The organism is Clostridium sp. D43t1_170807_H7 (assembly GCF_015555905.1).
GTDB lineage: Bacteria > Bacillota > Clostridia > Clostridiales > Clostridiaceae > Clostridium.
Map to the genome: position 1 here is coordinate 1 of NZ_JADNLK010000028.1, position 23,739 is coordinate 23,739.

The 23,739-nt window shown below is 26.6% G+C and carries 23 protein-coding genes; 22 read left to right on the forward strand and 1 reads right to left on the reverse strand.

Annotated elements, in window-relative coordinates:
- The 22 genes from I2E98_RS13640 to I2E98_RS13745 all read left to right on the forward strand — a co-directional run.
- A partial coding sequence (locus I2E98_RS13640; RefSeq protein WP_195469442.1) for a CPBP family intramembrane glutamic endopeptidase occupies positions 1 to 492 on the forward strand: 492 nt, incomplete at its 5' end.
- 321 nt (positions 493 to 813) lie between these two features.
- A complete protein-coding gene (locus I2E98_RS13645; protein WP_195469443.1) occupies positions 814 to 2,193 on the forward strand; it encodes a [FeFe] hydrogenase, group A in 1,380 nt (459 codons plus the stop codon).
- 208 nt (positions 2,194 to 2,401) lie between these two features.
- Positions 2,402 to 3,448 carry a [FeFe] hydrogenase H-cluster radical SAM maturase HydE gene (gene hydE, locus I2E98_RS13650; RefSeq protein WP_195469444.1) on the forward strand — a complete coding sequence of 349 codons (1,047 nt, stop codon included), beginning with the start codon at positions 2,402 to 2,404 and terminating at the stop codon, positions 3,446 to 3,448.
- Between the two features lie 99 nt (positions 3,449 to 3,547).
- Complete coding sequence (hydG, locus tag I2E98_RS13655) at positions 3,548 to 4,924, forward strand: [FeFe] hydrogenase H-cluster radical SAM maturase HydG (RefSeq protein WP_195469445.1); 1,377 nt, start codon at positions 3,548 to 3,550, stop codon at positions 4,922 to 4,924.
- Positions 4,925 to 4,933: 9 nt separating this feature from the next.
- A complete protein-coding gene (gene hydF, locus I2E98_RS13660; protein WP_195469446.1) occupies positions 4,934 to 6,121 on the forward strand; it encodes a [FeFe] hydrogenase H-cluster maturation GTPase HydF in 1,188 nt (395 codons plus the stop codon).
- A gap of 584 nt (positions 6,122 to 6,705) precedes the next feature.
- Positions 6,706 to 7,404: a response regulator transcription factor gene (locus tag I2E98_RS13670; protein ID WP_195469448.1), complete on the forward strand. Its 699-nt coding sequence runs from the start codon at positions 6,706 to 6,708 to the stop codon at positions 7,402 to 7,404.
- 1 nt (position 7,405) lies between these two features.
- Positions 7,406 to 8,560 carry a HAMP domain-containing sensor histidine kinase gene (locus I2E98_RS13675; RefSeq protein ID WP_195469449.1) on the forward strand — a complete coding sequence of 385 codons (1,155 nt, stop codon included), beginning with the start codon at positions 7,406 to 7,408 and terminating at the stop codon, positions 8,558 to 8,560.
- Positions 8,561 to 8,621: 61 nt separating this feature from the next.
- Positions 8,622 to 9,383 carry an ABC transporter ATP-binding protein gene (locus tag I2E98_RS13680; protein ID WP_195469450.1) on the forward strand — a complete coding sequence of 254 codons (762 nt, stop codon included), beginning with the start codon at positions 8,622 to 8,624 and terminating at the stop codon, positions 9,381 to 9,383.
- 12 nt (positions 9,384 to 9,395) lie between these two features.
- Positions 9,396 to 11,756, forward strand: a complete 2,361-nt coding sequence (locus tag I2E98_RS13685; RefSeq protein ID WP_195469451.1) for an ABC transporter permease — start codon at positions 9,396 to 9,398, stop codon at positions 11,754 to 11,756.
- Positions 11,757 to 11,914: 158 nt separating this feature from the next.
- On the forward strand, positions 11,915 to 13,588 hold the full coding sequence (locus tag I2E98_RS13690; protein ID WP_195469452.1) for an AAA family ATPase: 1,674 nt from the start codon (positions 11,915 to 11,917) through the stop codon (positions 13,586 to 13,588).
- A gap of 140 nt (positions 13,589 to 13,728) precedes the next feature.
- The gene (locus I2E98_RS13695; protein WP_195469453.1) at positions 13,729 to 14,184 is read left to right on the forward strand and encodes a DIP1984 family protein; all 456 of its coding nucleotides are present in this window, start codon (positions 13,729 to 13,731) and stop codon (positions 14,182 to 14,184) included.
- A 339-nt stretch (positions 14,185 to 14,523) separates the two neighbouring features.
- Positions 14,524 to 15,225, forward strand: a complete 702-nt coding sequence (locus I2E98_RS13700) for a response regulator transcription factor (protein WP_195469454.1) — start codon at positions 14,524 to 14,526, stop codon at positions 15,223 to 15,225.
- Positions 15,226 to 15,340: 115 nt separating this feature from the next.
- On the forward strand, positions 15,341 to 16,261 hold the full coding sequence (locus tag I2E98_RS13705; protein ID WP_195469455.1) for an ABC transporter ATP-binding protein: 921 nt from the start codon (positions 15,341 to 15,343) through the stop codon (positions 16,259 to 16,261).
- On the forward strand, positions 16,254 to 17,033 hold the full coding sequence (locus tag I2E98_RS13710; protein ID WP_195469456.1) for an ABC transporter permease: 780 nt from the start codon (positions 16,254 to 16,256) through the stop codon (positions 17,031 to 17,033). The genes I2E98_RS13705 and I2E98_RS13710 overlap by 8 nt, the downstream gene beginning before the upstream one ends.
- A 20-nt stretch (positions 17,034 to 17,053) precedes the next feature.
- Positions 17,054 to 17,959 carry a HAMP domain-containing sensor histidine kinase gene (locus I2E98_RS13715; RefSeq protein WP_207737625.1) on the forward strand — a complete coding sequence of 302 codons (906 nt, stop codon included), beginning with the start codon at positions 17,054 to 17,056 and terminating at the stop codon, positions 17,957 to 17,959.
- A gap of 58 nt (positions 17,960 to 18,017) precedes the next feature.
- On the forward strand, positions 18,018 to 18,533 hold the full coding sequence (locus I2E98_RS16110; protein ID WP_243251169.1) for a hypothetical protein: 516 nt from the start codon (positions 18,018 to 18,020) through the stop codon (positions 18,531 to 18,533).
- 19 nt (positions 18,534 to 18,552) lie between these two features.
- A complete protein-coding gene (locus I2E98_RS16115; RefSeq protein ID WP_243251171.1) occupies positions 18,553 to 18,879 on the forward strand; it encodes a hypothetical protein in 327 nt (108 codons plus the stop codon).
- Positions 18,880 to 18,968: 89 nt separating this feature from the next.
- Positions 18,969 to 19,532, forward strand: a complete 564-nt coding sequence (locus I2E98_RS13725; RefSeq protein ID WP_195469458.1) for a GNAT family N-acetyltransferase — start codon at positions 18,969 to 18,971, stop codon at positions 19,530 to 19,532.
- Positions 19,533 to 19,811: 279 nt separating this feature from the next.
- A complete protein-coding gene (locus tag I2E98_RS13730) occupies positions 19,812 to 20,519 on the forward strand; it encodes a 5'-methylthioadenosine/adenosylhomocysteine nucleosidase (RefSeq protein ID WP_195469459.1) in 708 nt (235 codons plus the stop codon).
- 27 nt (positions 20,520 to 20,546) lie between these two features.
- The gene (locus I2E98_RS13735; RefSeq protein ID WP_207737626.1) at positions 20,547 to 21,038 is read left to right on the forward strand and encodes a GNAT family N-acetyltransferase; all 492 of its coding nucleotides are present in this window, start codon (positions 20,547 to 20,549) and stop codon (positions 21,036 to 21,038) included.
- Positions 21,039 to 21,084: 46 nt separating this feature from the next.
- Entirely contained in the window at positions 21,085 to 21,795 is a 711-nt protein-coding gene (locus tag I2E98_RS13740; protein WP_195469460.1) for an MBL fold metallo-hydrolase, read from the forward strand.
- 17 nt (positions 21,796 to 21,812) lie between these two features.
- Positions 21,813 to 23,075 carry a DUF6688 family protein gene (locus I2E98_RS13745; RefSeq protein ID WP_195469461.1) on the forward strand — a complete coding sequence of 421 codons (1,263 nt, stop codon included), beginning with the start codon at positions 21,813 to 21,815 and terminating at the stop codon, positions 23,073 to 23,075.
- A gap of 78 nt (positions 23,076 to 23,153) precedes the next feature.
- Here I2E98_RS13745 and I2E98_RS13750 read toward each other — a convergent pair whose 3' ends face one another.
- Positions 23,154 to 23,504 carry a DUF6568 family protein gene (locus I2E98_RS13750; protein ID WP_195469462.1) on the reverse strand — a complete coding sequence of 117 codons (351 nt, stop codon included), beginning with the start codon at positions 23,502 to 23,504 and terminating at the stop codon, positions 23,154 to 23,156.
- Between the last annotated feature and the right edge of the window lie 235 nt (positions 23,505 to 23,739).

Consider the following 23,739-nt stretch of genomic DNA (forward strand, 5'->3'; position numbering starts at 1 on the left):
GTAATAGTGTTGGCAAACGGTGTGTTTTTCTTTGATAGAACTATTAGTTTTAATAATATAATCTTAGCTATATCCTTTATGATGTTAGTGGCTTTTTTAGAAGAATTATTATTTAGAGGGTTATTGTTTAAATCCCTTGAGAAAGATAAAACTACTAAAACTGCAATATTAATATCTGGTGCAACATTTGGGTTTGGTCATATAATTAACCTGCTTAATGGATATACAAGTATTGACCAAATTATTCAAATAGTAATTGCTACTTTAATAGGAATTTTACTTAGTGTATTATTTGTTAATACACAATCTATCATCCCAGGAATAATATTTCATTTTTGTTTTAATTCTGCTAGTGTGCTTTCAATTAACATAGAGCCTTTATATAACTATATATGTATAGGTATTATTTTAATAACAGCTTTAATCTATTTACTTTATCTTTTAAAATCAGTCCAACGAAATAAAGATATTCTAGTTGAAAATAGACTGTAACTTATCACATCTATTAATTAACAATTTTAATATGTTGCGATTCAAAAGTATGTCCAAGTGGACATCCTTTTATGTTATACTCATTTCCACATTATTTTAAAACAAAGCCTATAAAATTTAATATATTTAAATAATCTATTTAAAGAATGCTCAAGTTGGATTATAATAAGTAAGCGGGTGTACGAAATTTAATATTAAATAATAATTAGTAGCTAACCCAATGAATAATTACCAGTTGTTCACAATATAATATAGTTATTTAATATTTTGAGACAACCTTGTACTATTACAAAAAATATATACATATAAGGAGTACTAAAGATGAAACATTTATTTACAGAAAAAGTTGTACCAATAGAAGCGGACAATAAAGCTATAAAAATAGACTACGACAAGTGTATAAAATGTGGTTTATGTAAGCGTGTATGTGAAAAGGAAATAGGAGTTGCTAACTTCTTCAGTTTAGAAAAAACTAATGACATAGCAATATGTATTAATTGTGCACAATGTGCTCAAGCATGTCCAGTAGGAGCTATAACTCAAGTAGAAGATATAGACAGAGTAAAAGAAGCTTTAGCTGATGAAGATAAAATAGTAATATTCAGTACAGCACCAGCAGTTCGTGTTGCTTTAGGTGAAGAATTCCAAATGGATGCAGGTTCATATGTAGAAGATAAAATGGTACATGCTCTTAGAAAGTTAGGTGGAGACTATGTATTCGACATTACTTTTGGAGCTGATATGACTATAATGGAAGAAGCAAATGAGCTTGTAAAAAGAATAGTTGAGAAAAATGAAAATATACCTCAATTTACAAGTTGTTGTCCAGGATGGGTTACATTTGTAGAAACATTCTATCCAGAATTATTAAACAACTTATCAACAGCTAAAAGTCCAATAGGTATGCAAGGAGCAACTATAAAAACTTACTTTGCTAAGAAAGCAGGTATTGATCCAAGAAGAATAGTAAATGTTACAATAACACCATGTACTGCTAAAAAGTTTGAGATAGATAGACCTGAAATGAATGATTCAGCTATGTTTAATGATATAGAAGGTTTAAGAGATAACGACATCATAATAACTACTAAAGAGTTAGCTAAGTGGATAAAAGAAGAAGGAATAGACTTTGGCAACTTAGAAGGTTCTAAATTTGATAATATGTTAGGTTTAGGTAGTGGTGCTGGAGTTATATTTGGTAATAGTGGTGGTGTTACAGAAGCTGCTATTAGAACTGCATATCACTCAATAACAGGAGAAGACCCAACAGAAGAACTTTTAAAATTTGAACCAGTAAGAGGTTTAGAAGGAGTAAAAGAAGCTTCTATAACTATAGGTGATGTTAGCTTAAAATTAGCTGTAGTACAAGGAACAGCTCATGCAAGAACATTAATTGAAAAGATAAAAAATGATGAAGTTAAATATGACTTTGTAGAAGTAATGGCTTGTAAAGGTGGTTGCATCGGTGGAGGTGGACAACCTAAAACTACAAAAGTAATAAATGATAAAATAAGACTTAGCCGTATAGAGGGGTTATATGGTAAAGATGTAGAATTAAAAATAAAGAGTAGTTATCAAAATCCAGATATAATAGCTGTATATGATGAATTCTACGGAGAGCCATTATCACACGTGGCACATGAGCTTTTACATACATCATATAGTTCTAAAAAGCACATGTTAGGACTTGATGAAGAATAAAAAATCTTGATATGAGATAATAAACTTTACATAAGTTAATAATTTTTAATAAGCTGTCCTAAATATAAATGAATTTAGGACAGCCTATTTATATAAAAAAATAGTATATTAATAGTTTCATAATTAAAAAATAGTAAATTGCAAAAAATATTTAAAATATACATAAGTTAAGTAATAAATTTATTGTATAGAGATAGAGGTGATAAAAATGGATGTTAAGGAGATAATACAAAAGCTATATGATACTAATGATGCATCAAGAGAAGAATTATTATATTTGTTAGATAATATAGATGAGAATAGTAAAAAATTTCTTATAGATAAAGCTTACGAAACAAGATATAGATATTTTAAAAATACAGTATTTGTTAGAGGATTAATAGAGATTAGTAGTTACTGCAAAAAAGATTGTAGATATTGTGGACTTAGAAGAAGTAATAAAAATGCAGAAAGATATAGATTAGATATAGATGATATACTAGAGTGCGTTAGAAGAGGAGATGAATTAGGATATAAGACAACTGTTTTACAAGGTGGAGAAGATGCTTTCTATACAGATGAAAAAATGGTTGAAATTATAAAAGCTATAAAAAAAGAGTTTCCAGATAATGCACTAACACTATCTATTGGAGAAAGAAGTTACGAGTCTTATAAAAAATTATACGAAGCTGGAGCAGATAGATTTTTACTTAGACATGAAAGTGCAACTAAAAGTCTTTATGAATTTATACATAACACTGAATCGTTTGAAGAGAGAAGACGTTGCTTAAGAGATTTAAAGGAAATAGGATTCCAAGCTGGAGCAGGGTTCATGGTAGGACTACCAAATCAAACTAATGAGGATTTGGTAAATGATTTAAGATTTGTAAAAGAATTAGAACCTGCAATGTGTGGTATAGGTCCATTTATTCCTCATAAAGATACACCACTTAGAGATTGTACAGCAGGTACTACAGAAAAAACTGTAATTTTACTTGCAATAACAAGATTATTATTACCAAAGGTGTTATTACCTGCAACTACAGCACTTGCAAGTATAGATAGCAATGGAAGAACTGAAGGTTTAAGAGCAGGAGCAAATGTTATAATGCCTAACTTATCACCAATGGCAGTTAGAAAAAAATATTCTTTATATAATAATAAAGCATTTATATTAGATGAAGATGCAGAGTATAGAAATGAAATAGAAAAAAAACTTAGAGAATCTGGATTTGAGCTAGTTGTTGCAAGAGGAGATAATCCTGATTTTGAATAAATTTTATATTTTAATTAATATTAAAGTAACATAGTAAAAACAGCTATATAGTAAAGGAATATTATATAAAAAGTAAATTTTGATAAAAGGAGAATAGTTATGTTCATAAATCATGATCTTATATACAAAATATTAGAAGAAACTAAGAATCCAAGTAATGAGGAAATTAAGGGAATTCTAGAAAAAGCTAAAAAAAGAGATGGTCTATCATATAAAGATATAGCTATATTACTTCAAACTGAAGATAAAAGTGATTTAGCGGAAATATACAAATTAGCTGGTGAAATAAAAAAAGATATATACGGAAAAAGAATAGTAGTATTTGCACCTTTATATGTTAGTGATTATTGTGTAAATAATTGTGTATATTGTGGATACAAGAGAGATAACAAATTTGAAAGAAGAAAATTAACTATGGATGAAGTTGCAGAAGAAGTGCGAATTCTAGAAAAGATGGGACATAAAAGATTAGCACTAGAACTAGGTGAAGACCCTGTAAATGCTCCTATAGATTATGCATTAGAATGCTTGGACACAATATATAAAACTCAAAATGAAAATGGAGAAATCAGAAGAGTTAATGTAAATATAGCAGCTACTACTGTTGAAAACTATAAAAAATTACATGAAAAAGGAATAGGTACATATATATTATTTCAAGAAACATATCATAAAGAATCTTATGAAAAAATGCATCCAAAATCTTTAAAAGGAGATTATGATTATCATTTAACTGCTTTTGATAGAGCTATGGAAGCTGGAATAGATGATGTAGGTGCAGGTGTATTATTTGGTCTTGCTGACCCTAGATTTGAAGTATTAGCTCTTATGATGCATAATACTCATTTAGAAGAAAAGTATGGAGTAGGCTTCCACACTATATCAGTGCCAAGACTTCAACCTGCTAAGGGAGTGACTCTTGAAAACTATCCATATTTATTAGATGATAAAATGTTTAAGAAAGTAGTTGCAATACTAAGAATTGCAGTACCTTTTACTGGACTTATACTTTCAACTAGAGAAACACCAGAAATGAGAAGAGAATTACTTAAATATGGTGTAAGCCAAATATCTGCTGGTTCATCTACAGGGGTTGGTGGATATAAACAAAGAGAAGAAGGTTTAGAAGTAAAACAATTTAAAACTAATGATGAAAGAAGCCCAATAGAAATATTAAAAGAGTTATTAGAAGATGGATATATACCAAGCTATTGTACAGCTTGTTATAGAAAAGGAAGAACTGGGGACAGATTTATGGCCCTAGCTAAATCAGGAAATATAAAATACGTTTGCGAGCCTAATGCAATTATGACACTACTTGAATTTACTTTAGATTATGGTGATAAAGAGTTATATGATAAAGCTTTAGAAGTGATAGATGCTGAAGTTGAAAATATCCAAAGAGAGGATATAAAAAATATGACTAAAGCAAACTTAGAAAATATGAAAAAAGGTGAAAGAGACTTTTACTTATAGGAGGGAAGTATGAATATTACTCCAAATTCAAATAGAAAGCATATAGGGATATATGGGAATACTAATAGTGGTAAATCATCTCTTATGAATAGTATTTTAGGTCAAGAAATATCATTGGTATCAAATGTAGAAGGTACTACAACAGACCCTGTTCAAAAGGCTATGGAACTTATCCCATTTGGACCAGTATTATTAATTGATACAGCAGGTCTTGAAGATAAAACAGAACTTGGAGCTGTAAGAATTAAGAAAAGTTATGAAGTTTTAAGAAGACTTGATTTTGCCTTATATGTAATTGATGCAGGAAATGCTGATTTAGATACTTATAAAACTTGGAAGAGACAACTAGCTAAATATAATGTGAATCACGTTGTAGTTATAAATAAAATAGATACTGTAAGTAAAGAAGAACTAGATACTTTAGTTAAAAACTTTAAGTCATATGTTTCTGTATCTGCTAAGGATAACAAAGGAATTGATGAACTTAAAAGTGAAATAATAAAACATCTAGAAAATGGGGAGGAAGAAAAATCACTTGTTGGTGACTTACTAGAATACGGCTCTAAAGTAATTTTAGTAGTACCAATTGATAGTGAAGCACCAAAGGGAAGAATAATTCTTCCACAAGTTCAAGTTATAAGAGATTGCTTAGACCATGGTATAAAGACTTACGTTGTAAGAGATACTGAGCTTAAAGAAGCTCTTGAAGAAATAAAGGATGTAGATTTAGTTATAACTGATTCTCAAGCCTTTAAAGAAGTGGAAAGTATAGTACCTAAAGATTTAAAACTTACTAGTTTTTCAATATTATTTGCTAGACAAAAAGGTGAGCTTAATGAGTTTCTAAAAGGAACAAAAAAGCTAGATACTTTAAAGCCAAATGATAAAGTATTAATATGTGAAAGCTGCTCACATAATGTATCACATGAAGATATAGGTAGAGTTAAAATACCTAATATGCTAAGAAAAATAGCTGGTGGAGATTTAAATATTGAATATATGGTTGGATATGATTTTAAAGAAAATGTTGAAGAGTATGATTTAATAATTCACTGTGGTGCATGTATGGTAAATAGAAAAAGTGTACTTAACAAAATAAATGCATGTAAAGAAAAAAATGTACCTATAACTAACTATGGAATGGTTATAGCTTATTTTACAAAAATATTAGATAGATCAGTTGAGATTTTTAAATAAAATTTTAAAATCTCAGGAGTAGTAGCTTAATAATAAAGAAATTTGGCTTTTTGAATATATTTATAGAATTTAATCTATAATTATAAAGAACAATTTAATATTTAGTTATTGGATAAAATTACAAGAGATAGTAGTATTCTGTTTTAATAGAATACTACTATTTTTTTTCTATGATTTGCTTACATGATATTAGAATAGAAAAAGATGATTATGTGGCACAATTAGATTTTGTATTAGTTACAGCAGAATTTATTATGATATTAGAAGCTAAAAAGTTAAATTGTTAAGTATGATCAATTAACTAATTTTATATATAGCTAAATTACCTCAACAATATTTTAATGATTTAAAAGATATGATAAGTAAAGAAGACTACGATAATATTATGTATAAGAATTCTATAAGATTATTTAGTTTAAATAAAATTTAATTATTGTATAAGTAAGATAAGTACACTTGCAATTAATGTTGTAGGTGTATTTCTTATTTATATGATAAAAAATATATATTGCGATGATGTATAAGATATAAATGTAATATATAGAATAATATGTTAAAATAAATTAGAAATGGAGGGGTTGAAAATGGTCAATAAACATATATTAATCATAGATGATGACGAAATATTATCAGATATTATGAAAGATATGCTAGAAGCTTATGGATATGAAGTAAGCTGTGTTACAAATAGCAAAAGTGGATATGAAATATTAAAAAATAATGTTATACATCTAATAATATTAGACGTAAACTTAGCCAAAGAATGTGGATTTGAAATTTGTGCTGAATTAAGAACTATGTCTACAGTACCAATAATATTTTCAAGTGCACGAACATCAGAGGATGATAGGATTATAGGCCTTGATATAGGTGGTGATGATTATATTCCTAAGCCATTTTCCTTAAAGGAGTTATTATCTAGAGTTAATGCATTAATAAGAAGAACCTATGGATTTAATGAAGAAGGAAAAAAATATGTTTTTAATGATATTGAAATAGATGAGGGTAATAGAAAGATCTATAAAAGGGGGGATGAAGTTTCATTATCTTTAAAGGAGTACGATTTATTACTTTATATGGCTAAAAATAAAAACAAGCCATTACAAAAGGAAGTTATATTAAGAGATGTTTGGGGAATATATAGTGAGGTGGAAATTTCTACGGTAGCTGTTCATATTAGAGGGCTTAGAGAAAAATTAGAGGACAACCCAAGTAACCCTCAATACTTAAAAACAATATGGGGTATAGGTTATTCACTATGTGATGATGAAAAGGAGACATAATATGAAGAAAAAATTATTAAATATTATCTTTCTTTACATTATTATATTAGTGGTGTTAACAGTAGTTTTTTTTAATTTTGATAATAAAGATACTTTAGATAGTGAAAAAAGAAGAGTAATAATTGACATAAATGAAATAAGGAAAGAAAGTGAATTATTAGGTATAGAGGAAAAGGAATTTTATAATAAAATAGATAATTTAGAAGAGGTTATTACTAATAACATAAAAGAAACAAGCAATAATTATTATGTAGTATATGGACTTATAATATTTTTATTTTTAATGATAAGTTTATTGGGGTATATATATTATGCTATTATTAAACCTTTTGAGAGAATGGAAGAATATGCAGAAGAGGTAGCTAAGGGTAATTTAGATTTAAAGCTTAATTACGAGAGAAATAATTTATTTGGAGAGTTTACTTGGGCTTTTGATCGCATGAGAAGAGAAATTATAAAAGCAAGAACCTGTGAAAAGGAAGCAATAGAAAATAATAAAACTGTTATTGCTACTTTATCTCATGATATTAAAACACCAATAGCATCTATAAGAGCATATACAGAGGGGTTACAGGCAAATTTAGCTTCTAATCCTTTAAAACGACAAAAATATATTAATATAATAATAAAAAAATGTGATGAAGTTACAGCTTTAACAAATGATATATTTTTACACTCTTTAGCGGATTTAGGTAAGTTAAAGATGAATTTAGTAGAGGTATCTATAAAGCCAATAATAATTGAATATTTAAATGGGTTACTATGTGATAAAGATAATGTTTTTATTAATGATGACATTCCAGATGCAAATCTTTTAATTGATACTAAAAGATTTGAACAGGTGCTAGAGAATATTATAAATAATTCTTTAAAATATGCAAAAGGTTCGAAAGTAGAAATAAAGGTAGAAAAGAGTTTAAAAGATTACATACTTATAATACGTGATTATGGAAAAGGAATATCAGATGAGGACATGCCTTTTATTTTTGAAAAATTTTATCGTGGAAAAAATGTTGGAAAAGAGCAGGGAGCAGGGCTAGGTTTATATATAGTTAAATATATAATGGAACAGTTTAATGGCAATGTTTATATAAATTCTTTTAAAGATGGATTAGAAGTAAGATTAATAATTCCATTAATAGATAAAATCTCTTAAAGATTTCTTAATAAATTAATTGTTATAGTTAGATTAGAAAGTTTAAAAAGGAGAGAAAAATATGAAGAGTGTTATATTAAAAACTAAGAATTTATGTAAAAGCTTTGCTAATGATGGAGAGCAAAACCATGTGTTAAATAATATTGATTTAGAAATTTATGAAGGGGATTTTACAGTTATAATGGGCCCATCAGGATCAGGTAAATCAACATTATTATATTCTTTAAGTGGAATGGATAAATTAACATGTGGTGAAATCAAATATAAGAATGAAGTAATTTCTAATTATAATGAAAAAGAGTTAACTGCTTTAAGATGTGGTGAATTTAGTTTTGTTTTTCAACAAAGTCATTTAGTAAGTAATTTAACTTTATTTGAAAATATTGTAGTTCCAGGTTTTTTAAATAAAAACAAGTCTGCAAATGAAGTGAAGAAAAGGGCAGAAAGATTAATTGAAACTATGAATTTAAAAGGAGCTAAAAAAAGGTTACCATCTCAAGTTTCAGGTGGAGAACAACAAAGGGCAGCTATAGCAAGAGCTTTAATAAATGAACCATCGATTATTTTTGCTGATGAGCCAACAGGAGCCTTAAATAGAAATAATACTAACACAGTTTTAGACTTACTAACAAAAGTTAATATGAATAAACAAAGTATAGTTATGGTGACACATGATTTGAATAGTGCCATAAGAGGAAATCGTATTTTATATATTGAAGATGGTAGAATATGTGGAGAATTAACTTTATCACCTTTTACTGAACAAGATATAAAAAGTAGAGAAGCTCAAGTTAATGCATGGCTTTCTTCTATGGCTTGGTAGGAGGTGAATTAAATGGAGTTACTTCTATTAATGAAAGCTAATTTTAGAAAGAAAAAAGCAATCTTTATCAGTATTATTATTCTTACATTTATAGTTTCTATTTCTTTTATTAGTATGATAAATGTAAATAAAAATATATCAAATAGAGCAAATGAAGCCTTAAATGATTTTAATATTGGAGATTTAAATGTAATTATTAATGATTTAAATACTTCAGATGAATTAATAAATAGTGTTAATAATATGGATATTGTAGAAAAGGTAGATGTAATTAATTCAGTGGCAGGGGGTATAAATATAAATGGGACAGTAGAAAGAAGTAATGTATTTTTTACTGAGTATGCTCCAGATAAGCATCCTTTTAAGGTTTATGATGATTCTTTAAATAAATTTGTTAAAGATCCATTACCTTTAGAAGAGGGAGAAATTTATGTGCCAATTAGCTTTGTTGATTTATATGAATGTGAAATCGGAGATAAAATTACTTTAAGTTTTAATGAAGAATCAAAAACTTTTTCAATAAAAGCATTTATTGAAGAACCATTAATGGGTACAAGTTCCATTAGTATTAAAATGGTTTTTATAAATAATAATGATTTTAATAATTTGTATAAAAAAAGATATATAGAAAGTGATGACAGTAGTATTTCAGATGAGAATGTATTAATAGGATGGAATATAGTTTGTATAGATAAAGATAAAGGCAATGATATGTCTATGGGGCAATTTAAAAAAGAAGTAAATAATAGTACTAAAATAATTGACCTAGCCTTTTCATCTTTAAGTAAAGAACAATCTATAAATTATACAAGCATGTTTGTAAATTTAATAAGTGGTATAATGTATGTTTTTATAATTATTTTATTTATTGCTACATTAATAGTTATGGGACATAGTATAACAAGCACTATTGAGATGGATTACGTTAATTTAGGGATTTTAAAGTCTCAAGGCTTTACAAAGAGAGCTTTACGAATGTATTTTTTATATCAATATTTTTTAGCTGAAGGTATAGGAATTATTTTGGGGATAATAGGAAGTTTATTTTTTATTCCTTATTTAAATAAAGTATTTTTATCATTAACGGGACTTTTAGCTTCAAATAAAATAGCTATTTTTGAATTAATAGTATTTTTAATATTTATAATTACAATTTCAACAATATTTATAATTATTAAAACAAGAAAAATATCTAGGATATCTCCAGTATGTGCTATATCAGGCGGAAAAGAAGATTTCTATTTTAATAGTGCTATAAATGTAAATATTGAAAAAAGAGGGTTACTATCTAGAATTGCTTTTCGTCAAATAATATCAAATAAAAAACAATATTTTAGCGCTACATTAATAATTTCTATATTGGTATTTTTTATGATTACTGTTACAGCTTTAAATAATTCTATAGATGATGAATCATTAATTAAAATGTTTGGCTCCATAGATTCAGACTTGTCTATAAAGTATAACTCTACTGATTTAGTAGAAGAGGTTGAAGAATTTTTAAATAAAGAGATAAAGGTGAAAGAGAGCTTTGGTTTAGTAAATAGGTATTTTACAATAGATGGTGAAGAAGTATTAGGACAAATACTAGAAAAACCTAGTTATTATGAAAGTATTATAGATGGACGTATACCAAAGTATGATAATGAAATTATTGTTACTGAAATTGTAGCTGATTATTTAGGCAAAAATATAGGAGATACAGTTGAAATTACTTATAAAGATATAAAAAAAGATTTTTTAATTGTAGGAATATATCAGTGTGTAAATGATTTAGGAAATATTTTTGGAATGAATGTAGAGGGCATTAGAAGTTTTGAACCAGAATTTCAATCACCATATAGAGAGTATATTTTAGAAGATAAAAGTGCGTTAGAGGATATAGTGAAAACTTTAAATAAAAAGTTTGGTGATAGTATAGAAGCTAAGGCTAGAACAAATGACTCCATCATTGACATTGTAAAATTAGGAGTAAAAATAATTAATATAATTATTTATGTAATATCTATTTTATTTATCTTAGTAGTAGCCATTATGTTGTGTGGTCGTATGTTTATAAATGAAAGAAAACAGCTTGCTATATATAAGTCTATTGGATTTACAATAAAAAATTTAAGAATTTCATTTGCATTAAGATTTCTTTTAATTTCATTATTAGGCTCAGTTTTAGGTATAATTTTTAATATGTCAATAAATGATTTTATAATGAGTACGTTATTGAGGTTTTCAGGAATAAGTAATTTTAAAACAGAATATACAATTATAACGTTATTATTGCCAATACTAATAATAACAGTAGCCTTCTTTATTTTCTCTTATATTATTTCTAGACAGATAAAGAATGTTAATATAAATGAACTTATAGTTCAGTAAGGAAAATAGTTATATAAATATTTAGCTCAAGAGTTAAGGCTCTTGGGCTTTTAACTTATCTTGCTTTATAAGCAAACATGTTTAGGTAGTAGAAAATATGATATACTAATAACTAGAATAATGAGAATAGACATGCTGCAAAGAAAGAAGGTGTAAGGATGAAAAAAATAGCTTTAGGAAATAGTGATTTTAAAACATTAATTGATGATAACAGGTATTTTGTTGATAAGAGTTTATTAATAAAAGAAGTTTTAGATGACTCAGCTCAAATATTATTAATTCCAAGACCAAGACGTTTTGGAAAGACTTTAAATTTATCTATGATAAGATATTTTGTTGAGAGATGTGATGAAGATAGAAGATATCTTTTTAATAACCTTCTTATAGAAAAAGAAGAGGATATAATGAAAAAGCAAGGGCTATATCCTACAATATATTTAACATTTAAAGATGAAAAACATGACAATTTTCAAGATTTTCAAGCTAAACTAAGTTTTTTTGTATCTGAAATATATAAAAAGCATTATTATATGTATAAAACTTTAAGCTTTGAAGTGGATAAAGATTACTTTAATAAAATAATTAATAGAAGAGGTACAAAAGCAGAATTAGAAATGGCTTTGAAAAATCTATGTAAGTATTTATATGAATATCATGGTCAAAAGGCTATAGTTTTAGTAGATGAGTATGATACTCCTATTCAACATAGTTATTTTTCTGGCATCTATGATGAAACAGTAGCTTTTATGAGAAACTTTCTTTCAAATACGCTAAAGGATAATATATATTTGGAAAAAGCAGTATTAACAGGAATACTTAGAGTAGCAAGAGAGAGTATTTTTTCAGGATTAAATAATTTAAAAGTATGTACTATATTAAATGAACAATATAGTGATAAATTTGGTTTTACTGAGGAAGAAATTGAAAAGATATTAAGTTATTTTAATGTAATAGAAGAAAGAGATGAGTTTAAAAGATGGTATAATGGATATATTTTTGGAGATACAGTAATCTATAATCCATGGTCAACTCTTTCATACTTAAAAGATATAAAGAAAGAATTTATGCCATATTGGGTAAACACTTCAGAAAATAAGATAATAAAAACAATATTAGCTAAAGGTAGCGAAGGTTTAAAGAAGTCTTTTGAGGAATTACTTAGAGGCAATACTATAGAAACTACTATTGATGAAAATATTATTATGGCAGATGTAGAGGCTAATGAAAATAATATTTGGAGCTTTTTATTGTTATCAGGTTACTTGAAGGTAGTTGGTAAGCGAAGAGAAAATAATAGAATTTATTATAGTTTAGCTATTCCTAATATAGAAGTTAGATTTATGTATGAAAAGATGATTGAAGATTGGGCTAATGAAAGTTATATTGCAGCAGAGTATAGCGAAATGTTAAAGGCACTAATTAATTTTGATTATGAAGTATTTGAAGAAATATTTATAGAGTATGTAGAACGGTCATTAAGTTATTTTGATGTTTCAGGAGAAGAACCAGAGAGGGTATATCATAGCTTTGTTTTAGGAATGTTAGTAGCTTTAAGTAATACACACTATGTTTTATCAAATAAGGAATCAGGTTACGGAAGATATGATGTAATGGTAATTCCAAAGGATATAAGTAAACCTGGAATTATTATAGAATTTAAAAAAGCTAGAAGAACTAATAAAAAATCAATATATCAATTAATAGAAGAAGGTAAAAAGCAAATAGAAGATAAGAAATATGAGACAGAGCTTTTAAGTAGAGGTATAACTAATATTAAAAAGCTGGTTATAGTCTTTAAAGGTAAAGAAGTTTCTGTAAATGATGTAACTTAAATATTCTATAATATTTTTAAATTTATGATAAAATATATTCATCATAATTTATTATGAAATAAAATTTAATAAAGTAGAGATTGAATAGGAAAAAAGTTGTAATAGCAATAATTTATAAATATTTAGAGAGGAGATAAATTATGAAGTTAGCTGAAGCATTAAATTTAAGGGCAGATTTACAAAAAAGAATTGCAGCACTTAAAGATAGACTTATTAGGAATGCAAAGGTTCAAGAAGGTGATACTCCATCAGAAGATCCAGTAATGCTTTTAAAAGAATTAGATAATAATATTATAGAACTTGAAAAACTTATAAAGGCAATAAATAAAACTAATAGTTCAACATATATAGGAAATGAAAGTATTGCAGATATAATTGCAAAAAGAGACGCTATAGGTTTAAAATTATCTGTTTTAAGAAGCTTCGTAAATACAGCATCTGAGAAAATAGATAGATATTCTAATAAAGAAATAAAAATATTAAGTACAGTGAATGTAGCTGAAAAGCAAGCTGAGGTGGATAGTTTATCTAAAGAATATAGATTAATAGATACTAAGCTTCAAGGATTAAATTGGACTACAGATTTACTTGAATAATTTAAAATGTTTAGACGGTAATTTGTAAGGGCGAGCATAAGCTCTGCTAATTGAGGTGTGAATTAGCTTTAGATGGCATATACGGAACCAATGTGCAAATAATCAAAGTTGAGTTCAGTATTGTTACAAGGGTAAAGTAATGAATTAAAGTTATAACCATATGCTGACTTATAAATGAGGGTGGGATTAGGGGAGTTTTGGAAAAATATAAAGTTCAAGGGTTACGGCTCTTGGGCTTTTTTATTTTACCTATAATATTGATAAAAATATGAAAAATTTGAAATAATATGGTACAATTATTAGTATATTACAAATTTTTAATATATAAGGTGAGTTACAGTGAAGGAATGTATTTTAGTTGTTGAAGATGATGTTGATATAAATAATTTAATAAAAAAAAGTTTAGAAAAAAATAATTATGAGGTTGTACAAGCTTTTTCAGGAAGTGAAGCTGATTTAAGGCTAAGTATGCAGTCCTTTGATATTGTTTTATTAGATTTAATGCTACCAGGAATTAGTGGTGAAGAGCTTATAAAAAATATTAGAGCCAATAAAGATATGCCTATAATAGTTGTCTCTGCAAAAAGTTCTTTAGAAGATAAAGTAAATCTTTTAAATATTGGTGCAGATGACTATATAACAAAGCCTTTTCAATGTGAAGAAATTATTGCTAGAGTAAATTCACAGTTAAGAAGATATAAAAGCAATTCATTGCAAGAAAAAGATAATTATAAAGAAGTTAGTATATATAAATTTAAGGATTTAATTTTAAATGAAGAAGCAAGAGAAGTAAAAGTTAAAGACAAGCTGTTAGCTTTAACAACACATGAATTTGAGATATTAAGTATATTAGTTAAAAATCCAGACAAGGTATTTTCTAGGGAAATGTTATATAGTGAAGTATGGAAAAATGGGTATTATGGTGAAGACAATAGCGTAAATGTTCATATAAGCAATATTAGGAAGAAAATTAAAGAAGTAATAGAAGAAGAGTATATAAAAACAGTATGGGGTATCGGTTTTAAGATGAATAACAATTAGAATCTTTAAACTTTCTTTAAACTTTCTTGAAGATTTATTTAATCTATTTTTATATCATTAATATTGTAAACACACAGTATAAAAATATTTATAAAATATCTGAAGGGAGAATAGTATGAGAGAAGTTATAAAGACTAACAATTTAGTAAAAAAATATGGTCAAAATTTAATACTAGATAATGTGACCATTACAGTTAATCAAGGGGAAATCTATGGATTAGTAGGAGATAATGGAGCTGGTAAAACTACACTTTTTAGAATATTAAGTGGTCAATCTTATCATAGTGATGGAAGTTATGAATTATTAGGTCTATCAGGTGAGAAAGAAATTATAAAAGCAAGAAAAAGAATAGGTGCAATGATTGAAAATCCAAGCTTTTATCCTAATATGACAATAGAACAAAATCTAGAGTATTATAGAATTCAAAGAGGTATTCCAGGTAAAAAGAATATTGATAAAGTTTTAAAAGAAGTAGGATTATTTGAAGCTAAGAAAAAGAAATTTAGTAATATTTCTTTAGGGATGAAGCAAAGATTAGCACTTGCTCTTGCATTATTAGGAGAACCAGAACTATTAATTCTAGATGAACCTATTAATGGTTTAGATCCAAGTGGGATTATTGAAATAAGAAACTTGTTATTAAAGTTAAATAGAGAAAAAAATATAACTATAATTATTTCAAGTCATATTTTATCAGAGCTATATAATGTGGCTACATGTTATGGATTCTTAAGCAAAGGAAAGTTAGTAGAAGAATTAAGTTTAGAAGAATTAAATGAAAGATGCAAAAGTTATTTAGAAATTAATGTTACAAACCCTAAAAAGCTATCTGTACTTTTAGAAGAAAGATTAGGATATAAAAATTATAAAATTATGCCAGATGGAGTTATTCATTTATTTGAGAAGAACCCAGTTAATGAAGAGATAAGTAAGTTAGCAGTAGATAACAATATAGGACTTAAAGGTATAAATGAAAAGAGTGCAAATTTAGAAAATTATTATTTATCTTTGATTGGGGGAGTTAAAAATGCTTAATTATTTAAGAAGTGAAATATATAGAAATTTACGTTCAAAAGGAAACTATTTATTTATATTAGGGGCTATGGCTTTTGTTGTATTCTTAAATGGAGTGTTATGGATGTTTGGAAATGCAGATGCTAATTTTTCTTATAACAATACTAAATTTGCATTTAGTTCTTTATACACAAGTATGAAGTTTCCTATGTATCTTTGTATTTGTATTGTAAGTTTAATATTTGGTCAAGAATATAAAAATAATACTTTGAAAAATACAATTTCATTTGGAATATCAAGAAGTGCCATATATTTATGTAAATTTTTAATGACTTTAGTATATGCTTTAATAGTAGCAGTGTTTGTAATTTCTGCATTTGTAATCAGTGCATATATACTTCTTGAAAACAGTGGAGTAGAACACTTAACTACATTAATTAAAGCAGTAATAGCATCTATGCCATTATTATTAATTGCTTTAACTATAGCAAATTGTTTTTATTTTATTACTGATAAGGAAATGAGTGCTATTGGTTATTGGGTTACTATAATTGTAATAATACCAAGTTTATTATCAATGGCTGGACGTAGAAGTGAAATCTGCAATACTATAGCTAGCTATATGCCAGTAAATTTAATTGGCCAAATTACTTTTAATGAAAAAACTAAGGATATAGTTTTAGCATTTGCCACTAAAGAAGGAATTATGAAATCAATAGCTGTAGCAATTATATTTTGTTCAATATTTTACTTTATGGGATTAGAAATATTTAAAAGAAAAGAAATTAAGTAATAAAGGTCGGTGTGTAGAAAATGATTTGGATACTTATAATTTTATTAATACCTAGCGTGTATTTTTCTGCACGCTTTTTTTTGCTATCTAAAAACATTAAAGATTCAACTATAGAACTTAAAGAAATTTGCAAAAATATAGAGTTAAATAGAAGTTTAAAATATTTTTCACATGATAAGAATTTTGAAAATCTTCTTATTGTAATAAATGATTATTTAGAGGAATCTCAACGTAATAAAATTAAATATATTAGAAGAGAATGGGAGATAAGAAAAGAAATTGAGAATATATCTCATGATTTAAGGACACCATTAACTTCTATATTAGGATATATAGAACTTTTAAACGATATAAATATAAGTGATGAAGAGAAAGAAGAATACTTATCTATTATAAAAAGAAGGTCAAATGGTTTATACAAATTAGTAGAAATATTTTATGATTTATCTAGATTAGAAGCTAATGAATACAAGTTTAATATGGAAAAAATAGATATAAATAAAGAGTTAAGAGAACATATTTTATTATTTTATAATGATTTTGAAAATAAAAATATTGATGTGGAAGTAAATTTATTAAATGAAGAAGTATTTGTAGAAGCTGATAAAACTGCTTTAGATAGAGTATTTACTAATTTATTTCAAAATTCAGTTAAGTACTGTAAAGGAGAATTAAAAGTTTCTTTAGAAAAAATAAAAGATAAGGTAAAAATCACTTTAATTAATACTAGTGGTGAATTAACAGAAAATGATGTGGAAAGATTATTTGATAGATTTTATATGAAGGATACAGCAAGAAGCACCTCTAGTTCAGGTCTTGGACTAACAATAACAAAGTTATTAATAGAAAAGATGAATGGAGAAATAAAGGCAGAAGTTGTAAATGGAGATTTAATATTTACTATAAATTATGGCATCTATAAATAAAATTAAAGTTAATAGTAATTTATTTATAATAAGCTATTAAAATTAGGGGAGGGAAAATATGTTTGTTGATTATAATAATAGTATAGTAAATCTTGCTTGTTCTATCTTAGAATATTTTGGTGCAGAGAGTGAACATAGCACATTAAAAGATGTTGATGAACTTTTGAAGTATAAATATAAAAATGTAGTTATATTACTATTGGATGGATTAGGGATTGATGCATTACAATATCATTTATCGGAAAATAGTTTTTTTAGAAAGAATTTGATTAAGGAATATTCAACTGTATTTCCACCAACTACTACATCAGCAACAACATCTATTGAAAGTGGTTTAACTCATTTGGAACATGGATGGTTAGGATGGAGTTTGTATTTTAGTGACATAGATAAAATTGTAAACGCGTTTATTAATACTGAAAAAGACACAGAAAGGCAGGTAGCGGATTATCATGTGGCTAGTAAATTTTTACCGTATAAAAGTATTTATGAAAAAATAAAAGATGCTGGGATGGCTAAAGCATATAGTGTATCGAAATTCGGAAGTAATAAAATAAAAACATTTGATGAGTGATTATCCTAAGTTAATTAATATGTTAAAGCGTCCAATATCTATTGAAACAAGAGCTACAGCTTTCTATGTAAAAGATGAATACTTAAATGATTTTCCAATTGAATTTAATTATAATTTTGGTAATGACTTTATATTGTATTCAAAAAAAGAGGTTATTGAAAAGAATATATTTGGTATTGGAAAAATGAATCCTAAGTTTGAAGAGTTAATAGGTGATTATTTAGCAGTAGCAATTAATGACAAAGGTATTGTATATTCTCAAAACTCAAAGCAATTTATTTCTAATCATGCTGGGATGACTGAACAGGAAATGAAGATACCACTTATAGCAATATGTAAAAAATAATTATATGTAAATCTGTAGAGGGAAAAACTGTCTCAATAAAATTATATGATGTACAGAGTTAAATAAAAATTTGAAGGAGGAAAGAAGTCATGGAGCATAAAGGTACATTTCAGATTCAAACAGAGCGTCTTATATTAAGGAGATTCACTATAAATGATATAGAAGTGGCTTTTCGTAATTGGACAAGTGATGATAAAGTAACGGAATATTTACGTTGGCCTACTCATAAGGATATTTCTATTACAGAATCAGTAATAAAGGATTGGATAGAAAACTATAAAAACTCTTCATTCTATCAATGGGCAATAGTACCCAAAGATATTAATGAACCAATTGGCACAATATCTGTTGTGGGTATGGACGAAAGCATAGGTAAAGTCCATATAGGATACTGTATAGGTAGTGAATGGTGGAATAAAGGTTATACAAGTGAAGCATTTTCTGCAATAATTTCGTTTTTATTTGACGAAGTTAAAGTACATAGAATTGAATCACAACATGACCCGGATAATCCAAGTTCAGGAAAGGTAATGAAGAAATGTGGACTTGAATATGAGGGAACACTTAGAAAAGCAGACTGGAGTAATAAGGGAATAGTTGATGCTTGTATTTACGGACTATTATCAGAAGATTATTATAAAAATATTAACTAAATTCAAATCTAGTCATTAGATGAAATTATTATAAAGATGAATTGGCAGAATATAAAATAACACCTAAAAGTATGTTGTAAATTTTTCATTTATTATTAATTTATATAGTATGAAATTATAATTTATAATAATTAATAGACATAATATGGATTATAAGGTGTAATAAGTATAATTCAAGAGTATTACGATTGAGGAAATCAAAAGATTATATTCAATTAGAAAAGTATCGAACTAATTTAGCTAGATAAGGAAAAAACAAATGGTTATAGGGGGTTAAATATGAAAATGAGAATAGGGATTTTATGTGCAGGGGATAGTGAAGTACTTCCTTTTATAAATATGTTAGATGAATATATAATAACAGAAAAAGCAATGTTGAAATTTTATGAAGGAAAAATTGAAGGTATAGATGTTGTTACCTTGTTTACAGGTGTATGCAAAGTTAATGCAGCTATTGCAACACAAATATTAATAGATACTTATGGATGTAATATTATAATTAATGCTGGAACAGCAGGTGGAATGGATGATAGTCTTGAAATTTTTGATACAGTAATTTCTAATGAAGTAGCTTATTATGATGTTGATGATGATATTTTGACTGAATTTCATCCATGGCTTGATTCTATTTACTTTAAAGCTGATGAAAGACTTTTAAACTTAGCAAAAAAAGCTATTACTAATTTTAATACTAATTATAATATTGTATTTGGAAGAATGGTAACAGGTGAAAAATTTATAGAAGATGAAAGACGAGAATCTATTAATATTAAATATGAACCTTTAAGTGTAGATATGGAAACTGCAAGTGTGGCTCATGTTTGTTATGTTAATGAAATTCCGTTTATTGCAATAAGAACAATTACTGACACTTCAAGTCACAGTGGTATTGATGAATTTGAAAAAAACTGTGATAAAGCATCGCAAATATCAGCGAATTTAGTTAAAGGTATGCTTAAAGAATTATATTTGGGTGAAGTATTATAGTGTAACTATATATAAGGGGGAGTGTTTATGGAAATTGATATAAACAAAATAGTATTTGAAAAAGCCACATTAGATGATGTTGATGACTTAGTTAATATTATCCATAGATGCATGAGAGAAGTAAATATTAAGGATTACCAATGGAGTGATATTAATAGATTTTTACTTGGAATTAATAGTGAAAAGATAAGTTTAAGTATTATAAATAAACACTTTTATGTTGCCAAATACAATGGTGATATAATTGGAATGGGTGCAGTAGCAAAAGATGAGAGTAAAGAAAATCAATGTTATTTTACAACAATATTTATTAAACCTAATTATCACAGAATGGGAATAGGAAGAAAGATAATAGAATATCTGGAGAAAGATGAATGGTGTCTTGATAGTAGATTGATAGAAATACCAGCATCAAAAACAGCTCATCTATTTTACTATAAGTTAGGTTATGAATATTACACATATCCACCAAAGTTTAATGATGATGGTTCAACAATAATGTATAAATGGAGAAAATAATATTTAGAGCGTGAATAAAATTTATTTATAGAATGTGGGGATGGATATGGAGATTAAATTATTTGGAATTAATACAATTTTGATAACTAGTGAGAATGGGAAAATTATTATTGATCCATACTTCAGCAATAAGGGAAATCCTATGTTTAAAAGAAGTAAGCCAGTTTGTGATGATTATAATAATATAGATAAGCTTGATGGTATATTATTAACACATAGTCATTTTGATCATATGGACATTGGGTTTATAAATAAATTTAAAGGCAAGTGTCCGTTATATGCACCTAAATTATCAATTAAAGCTGCAATGCTAAAAAGGAAGGGTATTAGTGTTGGTGATAGCTTTAAAATAAAAGATATGGTTATAAATGTAGTTAAAGCAATTCATCCAGCATTTGCAGTAGGGTATATAATTGAAATAGAAAATAAAACAATATACATATCTGGAGATACTTTTTATGGAGAATTTATGAAGAAAATTGCAGATAATTATAAGATAGATATAGCTATTTTACCGGTAACTAATTATTTTCCACCAATGACAATGAATAAAGTAAGTGTATTAAAAGCTATAGATGCATTAAAGCCAGAGTATTTTATTCCTACTCATAAGGATTTAGTAAAAAGAATTAGGCATATAGATTGCACAGTTACAAAAGATGAAATGAGTGAAAGTTTAAGTAGGATAAAAACAAAAACTAAATTAATATATTTAGAAAATGGTGAGGTATTTACTGAAGTTATTGAAAATAAATAATTAGATCAGGGGGGAAAATGATAAAAAGGTATATAAATGTTTTTAAAAGTAATCCAATAGTAACTGCATTAATGAGTAGTTTAGTTATTGTATATAGTATTTGTTTACTATACATTATTTTAATAGCAAAGGATAGCAGTTTATATGAAATTCTTAAAATGATACCTTCCATATTGATATTTGGAGCTTTAATAGGTGGATTTTCAGTATTTCCAGTATTATTATCAATAATCAATTTAATATATTTATTTAACTTGAAAAAAGATGAATTAAGTAAAAAGGGAGAAATTAAGGTAGAAGTTACTACTATGATAATAGGAAGTCTTTTTATGTTTATATTTTTAGCTAGCGGCTTAACTAATATAACATATAAGGACTGGAATGAAAGTATATTTTACTTTCAAATTCATACACCTATTGCAACAGAAATGACGTTAACTATATGTATCTTTATATTAGTTGCTATATTAGGATATTTAGTATTAAGATTTGCAAAAATAAATAATCTATCGCCTTTAGTTTTAGTATTAGCAATGTCAGCTTTATATATTGGAGTAATTGTAGCAGGGTTATGGATATGTCAGGTATTTAAGATTAGTACTGTAAATTTAATACTTATATTATTTCCACTGAACGTTATAGTGATATTTATTAAAGTTATAAAAGATGTAGTTATTAAATGGAACTTAGAACACAAGTATAAGGAAAGGGTTTTAAAGGATAATAAATTAATTAATTTATGTAATAAAATATTAAATAATGCATTAAACTGGCCATGGTTAGCGCTTATTTTTATGGTGCTATTGCTTGGAATATTAATTGGAATATTAGTATTGTTTGGACAAGCACCTGATAGTGTAATAAAAGCATTTACTGAAACTGCAGAGTGGAATTTGTCTACAAAGATACCAGCTCAAAGTCTTGAATATGATGGACATTATTTATGCACTGTGGCAGCAGGAGGACATAAAGAAATTGTAAAACCAATAAGACTTGGAAGAAGAGGGGGAAAGTATATTGTAGTAAATAGGCAGTTATGTATTGCCAATGCTTTTGAGCAGATAATTGAGGAGAAAGCTCCAAAATTTCATTATTTAGTAAGAAGTTTTTATGATAAGTATGGATATCCAGTTGCAAAGCATATAAATTCTAAATATACAGCTGATTTTGTATACTTTTTAATGAAGCCTCTTGAATGGATTTTTTTAATAGTAATTTATCTATTTGATAATAAACCAGAAAATCGTATAGCAATACAGTATTTACCTAAGAAAAAATAATAAATTAAATGAAAGAGAGCTTCATAGATTTGAAGCTCTTAATCTTTTAAAATAAATAATAATTCATCTAGTTTTAAATTATCTTAGCATTTCTAAAATCTCATCTTCAGGAGTTGAAGAATCACAACGAACTTCAATTTCTCCATTTTTACTAACAATGAAACCTGGAACAGTTACAATATTATATTTTTCTCTAAATGATTTAAGGTTATTATCAGAAAAATTATTGCTATCTACATAATAAATAGTTGTATTAATTTCACTAACTAATCCACTAAGTTTTTTAGCAAATTTACGACAATATGGACAAGTTTCTCTACCAATATATACAACAGCTAAATCTTCATTAGATAATAATTTATCTGCTTCTTCAGAAATAATTTTTGTAAATAAGCTTACATCTTCTTCATAGCTATATTCTTCAATCATTTTATTTCCTCCTATTATGTTTTTTTTAAATAGTATATCAGAACTATATAATTTCATCAAATGGAATAGATATATTTTTAAAATTATATAGATTGAAGTTTATAGATGAATGGTTTGTTAATATATATCGTAGAACAGGAAAATTTATTATAGAACCTATAGATTAATATACAGTATAAGGAATTATTTTTTTATTTTTTTAAAGTGTTAATTAATAAAATAAAACTTACAATAT